The following is an 11,356-nucleotide window of genomic DNA, read 5'->3' as shown; positions in this document are numbered from 1 at the left end:
TTCGCCAGCTGCTACAGGGGATTTGCATAATGCTCTCGAGCAAAAAAAAGCCCCTGAAGTCAGGGGCTTTTTTTAATGCGGGGAGTAGACCGTCAGCATCTGTCCAGGCTTGAGGGCCTGGCCTACGCGCGGGTTCCAGCGCTTGAGGTGCTGCATTTCAACGTTGAAACGTTTGGCCACCATGTACAACGAGTCGCCTTGCTTGACCTTGTATTTCGTCTGCTGCTTCTTGCTGTTCGACGCGACTACCGTGTTGATACGTCCAGCGCTGCGTTTGGTGTTGTCCTGCATCACCAGGGTCTGACCGGCCTTGAGGTTCTTGCCCGTCAGCTTGTTCCAGCGTTGCAGGTCTTTGACGTCGACGTTGTTGGCTTTGGCAATCGTGCCGAGGTTGTCGCCACGCTTGACCCGATAGGTGCGCTTGAGGGTCGCCACCTCACGACTGTCTACGCCTTCGAAAACCGGTTTGAGCGGCCGCTTGCTGATCAACTCGTCGGGACGCATGGTCGACAGGCTGGTCGTTAACAGCTGTGCCTTCGATGTTGGCACCAGCAGATGCTGGGGGCCATCGATGGTAGTGCGCTGTTTGAACGCCGGGTTGAGCTGGAACAGCTCGTCTTCGTCGATGTTGGCGACCGCTGCAACCTTGGACAGGTCCATGCGCTGGTTGATTTCGACAACCTGGAAGTAGGGTTCGTTGGCGATCGGGTTGAGGTTCACCCCGTAGGCTTCAGGCGAAAGCACCACTTGCGACAGTGCCAGCAGTTTCGGCACATAAGCCTGGGTTTCAGCCGGCAGCGGCAGGTTCCAGTAATCGGTTGGCAGGCCCAGCTTTTCATTACGCTCGATAGCACGGCTGACCGTACCTTCGCCCGCGTTGTAAGCCGCGAGGGCCAGCAGCCAGTCGCCGTTGAACATGTCGTGCAGTTTGGTCAGGTAATCCATCGCCGCGGTGGTCGAGGCGGTGATATCACGTCGGCCATCGTAAAAACGGGTTTGACGCAGGTTGAAGTAACGCCCGGTGGAAGGGATGAATTGCCAAAGACCCACCGCGTTGGCCCGGGAATAGGCCATCGGGTTGTAGGCGCTTTCAATCACCGGCAACAGTGCCAGTTCCAGTGGCATGTTGCGTTCTTCAAGGCGTTCGACGATGTAATGGATATAGAGACTGCCGCGATCCCCGGCGTTTTCCAGGAATGACGGGTTACTGGCGAACCACAGGCGCTGCTGCTCGATGCGCGGGTTGACGCCCAGGCCGTCCTGCAGCTGGAAGCCTTGGCGCATGCGCTCCCAGACATCCTGCGGGATTTGCGGTACAGGTTTTTCGCTGAGCCAGATGGGCTTCTGTTTGGCTCGTGCGGCGATATTCGGGGTGTGTGCCGCTTCGGTCTGCGGCACATGGCTTGAACAGCCCGCCAGGGTGGCGGACACAGCCACCGCGATGGCTTGAGCCAGGCGGGTCAATGCGTCTGAATTGATGGCTTTACGAATAGATGACGACATTGGCTGGAAGTTAGTTCCGGGCAAAAATGTCGGGCGATTCTAGAAAGCGCACCCCCTGCGGTCAACCATTCAGAATTCTTGTACCGATGAGTAGCCCCCCTAGAACTTGTCTTTCCACGCACGCAAGGCAGCAAAAACCGCACTCGGACTGGCATTATCAGTGCCACTCCGTTCGTCCACTTTTTGTTTAACGGATGTTTCGCCGGCACGCAGGAACGGATTGGTCAGTTTTTCCAGGGCCAACGTCGAAGGCAGCGTCATGATCCCGGCTTCGCGCTGTTGAGCGACTTTTGCGAGCCGTTCGGCAGTGTCCTGATTGCCCGTTTCGACCGCCGCGGCAAAGCGTAAATTGCTCAGGGTGTATTCATGTGTGCAATACACCAGCGTATCTTCAGGCAACGCGGCGAGCCGCGTCAGCGAGGTGAACATTTGCTCCGGCGTGCCCTCGAACAGACGGCCGCAACCAGCAGCGAACAGGGTGTCGCCGCAAAACAGCAAACCATGATGATAAAAGGCGATATGCCCCAGGGTATGGCCGGGAACGGCGAAGACATCGAATTCCCAACCCAGAACGCTGACGCGGTCGTTGTCCTTGAGCGCGACGTCCCGGGCCGGGATACTTTCGCTGGCGGGGCCATATACTGTCGCGTCCGTCGCCTTTTTCAGCTGCTCGACACCACCGACGTGATCATGGTGGTGGTGCGTAATCAGAATGTCGCTCAACACCCAGCCAGGGTGTGCGGCAAGCCAGGCCTGGACGGGCGCTGCATCGCCCGGATCGACCACGGCGCAGCGTTGGGTACCGTGATCTTGTAACAACCAGATGTAGTTGTCGGTAAAGGCGGGTAGGGCACTGATCTGTATCATCGTCGAATTCGCCAAGCGGAAAACATTGGCGCATCTTAGAGCTTCCTGGCGCGTTGGAGAATGCAATGACCGATAAAGCGTTCGCACAGGCCGATCCAGACTGGCTGGAACTGATCAGCGCAGCCCGTGAATGGCTGTCCGGTCCTATCGGGCAATTCCTGCTGAATGAAGAGCGTCGCATGCTCGAGGACGAGTTGGGACGGTTCTTTGGTGGCTACCTGGTGCACTACGGGCCGTCGGCCGAGACACCGCCTTCGGCGCCGCAGGTTCAGCGCAATGTGCGGCTCGGCGCGCCGTTGCCGGGTGTCGAGATCGTTTGCGAAGAACAAGCCTGGCCACTCAGCGAACATGCAGCCGATGTCGTGGTGCTGCAGCATGGGCTGGATTTTTGCCTGTCACCCCACGGTCTGTTGCGCGAAGCGGCAAGCAGCGTGCGCCCCGGTGGCCATTTGCTGATTATCGGCATCAACCCCTGGAGTAGCTGGGGACTGCGTCATGTGTTCGCCCATGATGCCCTGAGCAAGGCACGTTGCATCTCTCCGTCGCGAGTCGGTGACTGGTTGAACCTGCTGGGCTTCGCGCTGGAGAAACGCCGCTTCGGGTGCTATCGTCCGCCGCTTGCGTCCCCGGCATGGCAGACCCGTCTGGCCGGTTGGGAACGCAAGGCCGGTGACTGGCAGCTGTCGGGCGGAGGCTTCTATTTATTAGTGGCACGCAAGATCGTGGTAGGGCTGCGCCCTGTCCGTCAGGAGCGCCGCGAGCCGATGGGCAAGCTGATTCCACTGCCGATGGCCAAGGTCAACCGTCGCCGCATCGAACCGTAATACCCTCTTTTAATTCCCGGCCGGGTTTGCCCCGGCCTCGGGCATCGTCGATCACAGATCGGCGAGCCACCGCATTTTCTGGAAAGACTGGCATGAGCGATAGCGTAGAACTCTTCACCGACGGCGCCTGCAAGGGCAATCCTGGTCCAGGCGGCTGGGGCGCGTTGCTGGTGTGCAAGGGCGTGGAAAAAGAACTCTGGGGCGGTGAAGCCAACACCACCAACAACCGTATGGAGTTGATGGGGGCGATTCGCGGCCTCGAAGAGCTGAAGCGTTCGTGTGACGTGCTGCTGGTCACCGACTCGCAGTACGTAATGAAAGGCATCAACGAGTGGATGGACAACTGGAAAAAGCGCGGCTGGAAAACCGCCGCGAAGGAACCGGTGAAAAACGCTGACCTGTGGAAGCTGCTGGATGAGCAGGTCAATCGCCACAACGTCACCTGGAAGTGGGTACGTGGGCACATTGGCCATCATGGCAACGAACGCGCGGATCAGTTGGCCAACCGTGGGGTCGATGAGGTTCGCGGGTACAAGCAAGCTTAAAAGCGCTGCCAATCCCTGTGGGAGCAACGCTTGCTCGCGATGAACGTTAACGCGCATAGCCCCAAGAACCGTAGCGTCTGCATCGCGAGCAAGCTTTGCTAATACAGTAGTTTGCAGGTTCACCGCGCTGCATGCGCCTGATTTCGCGAGCGTGTTAACATCGCCCCCTTTTTCAAGTTTGACCCGTTGAGAGCTGAGCACTGATGGCCACCAGATCCGTTGTACTCGATACCGAAACCACCGGCATGCCGGTGACCGACGGCCACCGGATTATCGAAATCGGTTGTGTCGAGTTGATTGGTCGGCGCCTGACGGGCCGGCATTTCCACGTTTACCTGCAGCCAGACCGTGAAAGTGACGAAGGCGCGATCGGCGTCCACGGCATCACCAACGAATTCCTGGTGGGCAAGCCGCGCTTCAATGAAGTGGCCGAAGAATTCTACGAGTTCATCAAAGGCGCTCAGCTGATCATCCATAACGCGGCGTTCGACGTTGGCTTCATCAACAACGAATTTGCCCTGATGGGTCAGCACGATCGCGCGGACATCACGCAACACTGTTCGATCCTCGACACCTTGATGATGGCCCGGGAACGTCACCCTGGGCAGCGCAACAGCCTGGATGCCTTGTGCAAACGTTATGGCGTCGACAACTCCGGCCGTGAACTGCACGGCGCCTTGCTCGACTCCGAGATTCTCGCCGACGTTTACCTGACCATGACCGGTGGCCAGACCAGCCTTTCGCTGGCGGGCAATGCCTCCGATGGCAACGGTTCCGGCGAAGGGGCGGACAACTCGGCCACCGAAATTCGACGCTTGCCGGCTGATCGCCAGCCAACACGGATTATCCGCGCCAGCGAGGACGACCTGTCCCAACACCTCGCGCGGCTTGAAGCGGTTGCCAAGGCGGCCGGTGCGGCATCGCTGTGGCAGCAACTGGCGGATGCCAAGGCGCAGGCCTGATTCTCTGTAGCAGCTGCTGCAAGGGTGCGTACTTGCACCATCAGGCGTCGTCAGTGACCTGGATTGGGGCATCCACACTCGCCACATTCGCTTCAACCCTCTACCCTGAGGTGATTGGCCGACCATGGTCTGCCGCCTCAGGACACTGAGCCCCATGTATAAAGATTTGAAATTTCCGGTCCTGATTGTCCATCGCGACATCAAGGCCGACACCGTTGCCGGTGATCGAGTACGTGGCATTGCCCGGGAGCTGGAGCAGGAAGGCTTCAGCATTGTCTCGGCGGTGGATTACACCGAAGGACGCCTGGTCGCCTCGACCCACCATGGCCTCTCGTGCATGTTGATCGCGAGTGAAGATGCCAGCGCTCACTCCCATTTGTTACAGAACATGGCCGAATTGATCGGTCTTGCGCGGGTTCGTGCGCCGGACCTGCCGATCTTCGCGCTGGGCGAGCAGGTGACCCTGGAAAATGCCCCGGCCGATGCCATGGCCGAACTCAACCAGTTGCGCGGCATTCTTTACCTGTTCGAAGACACCGTGCCCTTTCTCGCACGCCAGGTCGCACGGGCCGCCCGCAAATACCTTGATGGCCTGCTGCCGCCATTCTTCAAGGCATTGGTTCAGCACACGGCCGACTCCAATTATTCGTGGCACACGCCGGGTCACGGTGGTGGCGTGGCTTATCACAAAAGTCCTGTAGGGCAGGCGTTCCACCAGTTCTTCGGCGAAAACACCCTGCGTTCCGATCTGTCGGTGTCAGTGCCGGAGCTCGGCTCGTTGCTCGACCACACCGGGCCACTGGCGGAAGCTGAAGCGCGCGCCGCGCGAAACTTCGGCGCCGATCACACGTTTTTCGTAATCAACGGCACGTCCACCGCCAACAAGATCGTCTGGCACTCCATGGTCGCTCGCGATGACCTGGTGCTGGTAGATCGCAACTGCCACAAGTCGGTGCTGCATTCGATCATCATGACCGGGGCCATTCCGTTGTACCTGTGCCCGGAACGCAATGAGTTGGGAATCATCGGGCCGATCCCCCTCAGCGAGTTCAGCCGCGAATCAATTCAAGCCAAAATCGACGCCAGCCCGCTGACCAAAGGCCGCGCGCCCAAGGTCAAACTCGCCGTCGTGACCAATTCAACCTATGACGGCCTCTGTTACAACGCAGAGCTGATCAAGCAAAGTCTGGGCAACAGCGTCGAGGTCTTGCACTTCGACGAAGCCTGGTACGCCTACGCGGCGTTTCACGAGTTCTTCTCCGGCCGCTACGGCATGGGCACATCGCGCAGTGAAGACAGCCCACTGGTGTTTACCACCCACTCCACGCACAAACTGCTGGCGGCCTTCAGTCAGGCCTCGATGATTCATGTGCAGGACGGCGGCGCCCGGCAGCTGGACCGCGATCGCTTCAATGAAGCGTTCATGATGCATATCTCCACGTCGCCGCAATACAGCATCATTGCCTCGCTGGATGTCGCGTCGGCCATGATGGAAGGGCCGGCGGGGCGGTCATTGCTGCAGGAAATGTTCGATGAGGCGCTGAGCTTTCGCCGCGCCCTGGCCAACTTGCGTCAACACATCGCCGCGGATGACTGGTGGTTTTCGATCTGGCAGCCGCCGTCTGTGGAAGGCATTGATCGGGTCGTCACTGAAGACTGGTTGTTGCAACCGGATGCGGAATGGCACGGCTTTGGCGGTGTGACGGACGACTATGTGTTACTTGACCCGATCAAGGTCACGCTGGTCATGCCCGGCCTGACGGCTGGCGGCGCGTTGAGCGAGCGCGGGATCCCGGCGGCGGTGGTCAGCAAGTTCCTATGGGAGCGCGGCCTGGTCGTGGAAAAAACCGGGCTGTATTCGTTTCTGGTGCTGTTCTCCATGGGCATCACCAAGGGCAAGTGGAGTACGTTGCTGACGGAGTTGCTGGAGTTCAAGCGCAGCTACGACGCCAACGTCAGTTTGACGGCCTGCCTGCCGTGCGTGGCTCAAGAGGACGGCGTACGCTATCGCGGCATGGGCCTGCGCGATCTTTGCGATCAGTTGCACGCCTGTTACCGCAGCAATGCCACGGCCAAACATCTCAAGCGGATGTACACGGTGATGCCGCAAATCGCCATGAAGCCCTCTGACGCCTATGATCAACTGGTACGCGGCGATATTGAAGCGGTGTCGATCGATGCTCTGGATGGGCGGATCGCCGCTGTGATGCTGGTACCGTATCCACCGGGGATTCCGCTGATCATGCCCGGGGAACGTTTTACCGAGGCAACCCGCTCAATCATCGATTACCTGGCGTTTGCCCGCACATTCGATAGCAGCTTCCCGGGGTTCGTTGCTGATGTGCATGGTTTGCAACACGAAGACGAGGGCAATGGACGGCACTACACCGTTGATTGCATCAAGGAATGAGGACTTTTCCCAGTATGCAACCCGTTATGAATCCAAAATACCCAGGGCTGTCGGTGCGCGTTGCCGACGATGGCTTTGCCGCCTATATCTGGGGCAGTGATTTCAGTTTTGAAGTCACTGCCTACGGCGGAGCCGAAGTTGGCAAGCCGGTGGCGCAGTGGCCTGTGACGCCAATCACCCCCTACCGCAAGTGCTATGGCATCGATCCTGAAGAGTTCAGCAGTTTCCGTGACGCGACCGACAGCGCGATCTTCATGGCGTTTCTCGATGACGAGCCCGTGGGGCATCTGGTGGTCAGCACCAACTGGAACGGTTTTGCCCACATCGACGAACTGGCGGTGCATGCACCGGCCCGTCGGCATGGTGTCGCCAAGGCGCTGCTGGACGTGGCGCAGTTCTGGAGTCGAAAAAAGAAACTGCCGGGCATCATGCTCGAAACCCAGAACAACAACCTGGGCGCTTGCAGGCTCTATGAACGTTGTGGATACGTAGTCGGTGGGATCGATTACTTGCGCTATCGCGGTATTGATCCGAACACTGCCGAAGTCGCACTGTTCTGGTACCGGCTGTTTGATAATCCGCTGGAAAACCCGCTCAGTTCGCCAACATCGCCACGGCTTGTTCCGTAACGATTTCCAGCAGCGCCTGAACCGCCGGTAACGGTTCGCCGTTTTTCAACGTCAGGGCATAGAGACTGATGGGCACCGCTGGCGCCAGTGGGCAGACGTCCAGGCCGGCCGATCGGGCGCCGAGCGCGGTAAACGGATCGACGATCGCCAGGCCTTCCCCAGCCTCCACCATGCTGCGCATCATCTGATGCGTCTGAACCCGTGTGTGGATGACCGGGGCAGGGCGCAGTGCATGCAGTTTGTTATCGAACGCCGGGCTCAGCGGATCGTGCCCTTCCAGACCCACCAATGATTGCCCCGCGAGATCCTGCAGCGAAATGTACTTCTGCTTCGGTTTGACCCAGCCGTGGGGCGCCAGCAACTGGAGTTTGCCCTGGGCAATCAATTGGCACTGAATGTCGGCGTGATCGGGATCGTGCAGGCTCAGGCCCAGGTCGCTTTCGCGCAGCAACAGGCTTTTGACGATTTCGCGGGTGGGCTGGCTCAACAGCGTGCAAGGTGCGTCGGGCAGGTGCCGGCGCAGGGCCGCGATGCTCTGTGGCAACAGTTGTTGGGCCAAGGGCGGCGTGCAGATGATTCTCAGGGGAGGCGCCTGGTATTGCTTCAGGCTGCTGGCGAGACGCTGCAGCGGCTCCAGCGCTTCGTAGACGTGTGCAATTTCAACTTGCAACTCCCGCGCTTCACGCGTGGCCTGCAGGCGTCCACGCACGCTGGAAAACAGCATGAAACCCAGCTGATCCTCAGCGTCGCGCAAAATGCGTTCCACCTCGGTCACCGGCAACTGCAACCATTCGGCGGCAGTACCCAGGTGACCGGTCTGCAACAGCGCCTGGATCACTTCGATATGACGTAAACGCATGCGTGAAGTCCATGTTCAGCAGGTGAGGGAGTCAGTGGCTGAATCCTAACCCAAGTCCGCGCATATGACTTCTGCTCATAACGCAAGGTTATGAAGCGACGGTGGTTTCCGGGCGGCTGCCGACATAGGTGTCGGGTTCGCGAACGATGGTGACGTCCGATTGAATCAGCAGAAACTGATTGTCATCGAGCTTTTTGACGCGGTCGCCAATTGCCAGTTTGTAGGTGGTGACGGGCACGGAGCCGGTCAGGCCGTCTGCCGACGGGTTGGATTCCTGGAACTCATGCACCGAATAAACACGGCCTTCCGCGTCTCTTGCATGGAACTGACCGACGAGTACTGCTGCCATCTGCTTAGAACCTCTGGAGATAAATCACTCAATTTGCGGTTGGGTAGACCGTGGCTGAGTGAAGTAAGTTTTCCTGCAAGAAAAAAATAGTCAGGGGCGGCAATTTTCAGTCGCCCGCTGCTTGAATCGTCATCTATAACTACAAGTTCTTTCCGTTGAACAGTCGAGAATCTTCCATGAGCAATGTTTATTCAATCGCCGTAGTAGTCGGCAGCTTGAGAAAGGAATCGCTCAATCGCAAGGTGGCACTGGCGTTGGCCGATCTGGCGCCTGCGAATCTCAAGCTGAACATTGTCGAAATTGGTGAATTGCCGCTCTACAACGAAGATATCGATGGCGCTTCACCGCCGGCAGCCTACAGCACTTTCCGACAAGAAGTGAGTTCATCCGACGCGGTGCTGTTTGTGACCCCGGAATACAACCGCTCTGTACCCGCCCCCATGAAAAATGCGATCGACGTCGGTTCGCGTCCTTATGGCAAGAGCGCCTGGAGCGGCAAGCCGGGTGCGGTGTTCAGCGTTTCACCGGGCGCGATTGGCGGATTTGGCGCCAACCACCACCTGCGCCAGTCATTGGTTTTCCTTGATGTACCGTGCATGCAGCAGCCGGAAGCCTACCTTGGCGGCGCAGGTTCGGCATTCGATGAGGCGGGCAATCTGTCCGAGTCGGTCAAACCGTTCTTGCAAAAATTCATCGATGCGTACGGGAAGTGGGTCGAGCAACACAAAAAAGCCTGATGCGTCTGTAGCAACGGTATTTGTTGTCGTAACTATTGGATGCATCCCCCGCATTCCCTGTAGCAGCTGCCGAGCCTGCGAGGCCGCGTTCGAGGACGAAGTCCTCGCCTTCCCGACAGCGACCACTTCGCAGTCGAACGCGGCCTCGCAGGCTCGGCAGCTGCTACAAGGTTTATGGCTCAGGTTCGGCATTGGCAGGATAGAGGCAGTCGTCGAGATGCTGTATGTTTCATCGTTTTTCCAAGGTTGCATCGCATGCTCACGGCGTCACTGATTTTCCTGCTGACCATTACTCTGGTGATCTGGCAACCCAAAGGCCTTGGCGTCGGCTGGAGTGCGGTACTCGGCGCGGTATTGGCGCTGATTTTCGGCGCGGTACACCTGAGCGACATTCCGCTGGTATGGCAAATCATCTGGAACGCTACCGGTACCTTTGTCGCCCTGATCATCATCAGTCTTCTGCTGGACGAGGCCGGTTTCTTCAACTGGGCAGCCCTGCACGTCGCCCGATGGGGGCGTGGCAGCGGGCGCAAGCTTTTCGCCTATATGGTGTTGCTCGGCGCACTGGTCTCGGCGCTGTTTGCCAATGACGGGGCTGCACTGATCCTCACACCCATCGTGATTTCCATGTTGCTGGCGTTGCGTTTTTCACCGGCAGCGACCCTCGCTTTTGTGATGGGTGCAGGTTTTATTGCCGACACTGCGAGCCTGCCGCTGGTGGTGTCGAACCTGGTAAATATCGTTTCCGCCGACTTTTTTAACATCGGATTCAATCGCTACGCGGCAGTGATGATTCCGGTCAACCTGGTCAGTGTCGCTGCGACGCTGCTGGTGTTGATGTGGTTTTTCCGTCGTGACATTCCCAAGGATTACGACCCCGCACAACTCGCGGACCCTGTCAGTGCAATCCATGACAAGGCAACGTTCTATGCCGGTTGGGTGGTCCTGGTGATTTTGTTGGCGGGCTGCTTTGCCCTCGAACCCCTGGGCATTCCGATCAGTGCCATTTCCGCCGTGTGTGCCGCGTTGCTTTGGGCGATTGCGGCCCGCGGCCACAAGATCTCCACCCAAAAGGTATTGAAAGAGGCCCCGTGGCACATCGTGGTGTTCTCGCTGGGCATGTATCTGGTGGTCTACGGGCTGCGTAATGCGGGGCTCACGGGCTATCTGGCCGGTTGGCTGGACGGGTTTGCCGGTTACGGCGTCTGGGGCGCGGCGATGGGCACCGGGGTGCTGACGGCGCTGCTGTCTTCGATCATGAACAATCTGCCGACCGTGTTGATCGGCCTGCTATCGATCGATGCCAGCCAGGCAACGGGTGCGGTGAAAGAGGCGATGATCTATGCCAACGTCATCGGCAGTGACCTGGGGCCAAAGATCACGCCAATCGGGAGTCTGGCGACATTGCTGTGGTTGCATGTGCTGGAGCGCAAGGGCATCCGCATTGGGTGGGGGTATTACTTCAAGGTCGGGATCGTGTTGACGGTCCCGGTGTTGTTGGTGACGCTGGCGGCGCTGGCTGTGCGGTTGTCGATTTAGACCGGGCCGGCCCCATTGCGAGCAGGCTCACTCCCACATTGGATCTTCCGCCCTGCACACATTCGGTGCAGGGGCGACTGGCCCCAATACTGGATTTTTGCCATACGACAATCCCTTGTAGGAGTAAGCCTG

General features: G+C 58.8%; 11 protein-coding genes. 7 read left to right on the top strand and 4 right to left on the bottom strand.

Translation table 11 applies throughout. The annotated features are described in order from the left end of the window. Positions 1-72: 72 nt before the first annotated feature. Both H7698_RS26130 and gloB read right to left on the bottom strand, forming a co-directional pair. Positions 73-1,503 carry a transglycosylase SLT domain-containing protein gene (locus H7698_RS26130; RefSeq protein WP_162436782.1) on the bottom strand — a complete coding sequence of 477 codons (1,431 nt, stop codon included), beginning with the start codon at positions 1,501-1,503 and terminating at the stop codon, positions 73-75. A 99-nt stretch (positions 1,504-1,602) separates the two neighbouring features. After that, positions 1,603-2,370 carry a hydroxyacylglutathione hydrolase gene (gene gloB / locus H7698_RS26125; RefSeq protein ID WP_194693390.1) on the bottom strand — a complete coding sequence of 256 codons (768 nt, stop codon included), beginning with the start codon at positions 2,368-2,370 and terminating at the stop codon, positions 1,603-1,605. 65 nt (positions 2,371-2,435) lie between these two features. Between gloB and H7698_RS26120 the strand changes: the two genes are divergently transcribed. From H7698_RS26120 to H7698_RS26100, 5 genes are all read left to right on the top strand, one after another. Next, entirely contained in the window at positions 2,436-3,194 is a 759-nt protein-coding gene (locus tag H7698_RS26120; RefSeq protein WP_194693263.1) for a methyltransferase domain-containing protein, read from the top strand. A gap of 92 nt (positions 3,195-3,286) precedes the next feature. Beyond that, positions 3,287-3,739, top strand: a complete 453-nt coding sequence (gene rnhA / locus H7698_RS26115; protein WP_008028618.1) for a ribonuclease HI — start codon at positions 3,287-3,289, stop codon at positions 3,737-3,739. Between the two features lie 203 nt (positions 3,740-3,942). Next, positions 3,943-4,701, top strand: a complete 759-nt coding sequence (gene dnaQ / locus H7698_RS26110; RefSeq protein WP_162436780.1) for a DNA polymerase III subunit epsilon — start codon at positions 3,943-3,945, stop codon at positions 4,699-4,701. 154 nt (positions 4,702-4,855) lie between these two features. After that, positions 4,856-7,111, top strand: coding sequence for an Orn/Lys/Arg decarboxylase N-terminal domain-containing protein (locus H7698_RS26105; RefSeq protein ID WP_194693262.1), 2,256 nt, complete (start codon positions 4,856-4,858; stop codon positions 7,109-7,111). 14 nt (positions 7,112-7,125) lie between these two features. Further along, positions 7,126-7,740 (top strand): GNAT family N-acetyltransferase, encoded by a 615-nt coding sequence (locus tag H7698_RS26100; RefSeq protein WP_194693261.1) that lies wholly within the window; start codon positions 7,126-7,128, stop codon positions 7,738-7,740. On the opposite strand, the gene H7698_RS26095 is transcribed toward H7698_RS26100, so the two are convergent. Together H7698_RS26095 and H7698_RS26090 are read right to left on the bottom strand one after the other, a co-directional pair. Further along, entirely contained in the window at positions 7,706-8,599 is an 894-nt protein-coding gene (locus H7698_RS26095; RefSeq protein ID WP_194693260.1) for a LysR substrate-binding domain-containing protein, read from the bottom strand. The genes H7698_RS26100 and H7698_RS26095 overlap by 35 nt on opposite strands. An 88-nt stretch (positions 8,600-8,687) precedes the next feature. Beyond that, positions 8,688-8,948, bottom strand: a complete 261-nt coding sequence (locus H7698_RS26090; RefSeq protein WP_162436776.1) for a hypothetical protein — start codon at positions 8,946-8,948, stop codon at positions 8,688-8,690. A gap of 176 nt (positions 8,949-9,124) precedes the next feature. On the opposite strand from H7698_RS26090, the gene H7698_RS26085 reads away from it, so the two are divergent. Further along, on the top strand, positions 9,125-9,685 hold the full coding sequence (locus H7698_RS26085; protein WP_162436775.1) for an NADPH-dependent FMN reductase: 561 nt from the start codon (positions 9,125-9,127) through the stop codon (positions 9,683-9,685). Between the two features lie 255 nt (positions 9,686-9,940). Then, positions 9,941-11,224 carry an arsenic transporter gene (locus tag H7698_RS26080; protein ID WP_162436774.1) on the top strand — a complete coding sequence of 428 codons (1,284 nt, stop codon included), beginning with the start codon at positions 9,941-9,943 and terminating at the stop codon, positions 11,222-11,224. Positions 11,225-11,356: the final 132 nt, after the last annotated feature.

It is taken from the genome of Pseudomonas sp. p50(2008), from assembly GCF_015351605.1.
GTDB lineage: Bacteria > Pseudomonadota > Gammaproteobacteria > Pseudomonadales > Pseudomonadaceae > Aquipseudomonas.
This window is presented reverse-complemented; position numbering and strand designations above follow the sequence as displayed.

Coding starts and splice junctions, on each gene's coding strand:
- H7698_RS26130 (WP_162436782.1), bottom strand. CDS start 1,503: ATGTCGTCATCTATTCGTAAAGCCATCAATTCAGACGCATTGACCCGC.
- gloB (WP_194693390.1), bottom strand. CDS start 2,370: ATGATACAGATCAGTGCCCTACCCGCCTTTACCGACAACTACATCTGG.
- H7698_RS26120 (WP_194693263.1), top strand. CDS start 2,436: ATGACCGATAAAGCGTTCGCACAGGCCGATCCAGACTGGCTGGAACTG.
- rnhA (WP_008028618.1), top strand. CDS start 3,287: ATGAGCGATAGCGTAGAACTCTTCACCGACGGCGCCTGCAAGGGCAAT.
- dnaQ (WP_162436780.1), top strand. CDS start 3,943: ATGGCCACCAGATCCGTTGTACTCGATACCGAAACCACCGGCATGCCG.
- H7698_RS26105 (WP_194693262.1), top strand. CDS start 4,856: ATGTATAAAGATTTGAAATTTCCGGTCCTGATTGTCCATCGCGACATC.
- H7698_RS26100 (WP_194693261.1), top strand. CDS start 7,126: ATGCAACCCGTTATGAATCCAAAATACCCAGGGCTGTCGGTGCGCGTT.
- H7698_RS26095 (WP_194693260.1), bottom strand. CDS start 8,599: ATGCGTTTACGTCATATCGAAGTGATCCAGGCGCTGTTGCAGACCGGT.
- H7698_RS26090 (WP_162436776.1), bottom strand. CDS start 8,948: ATGGCAGCAGTACTCGTCGGTCAGTTCCATGCAAGAGACGCGGAAGGC.
- H7698_RS26085 (WP_162436775.1), top strand. CDS start 9,125: ATGAGCAATGTTTATTCAATCGCCGTAGTAGTCGGCAGCTTGAGAAAG.
- H7698_RS26080 (WP_162436774.1), top strand. CDS start 9,941: ATGCTCACGGCGTCACTGATTTTCCTGCTGACCATTACTCTGGTGATC.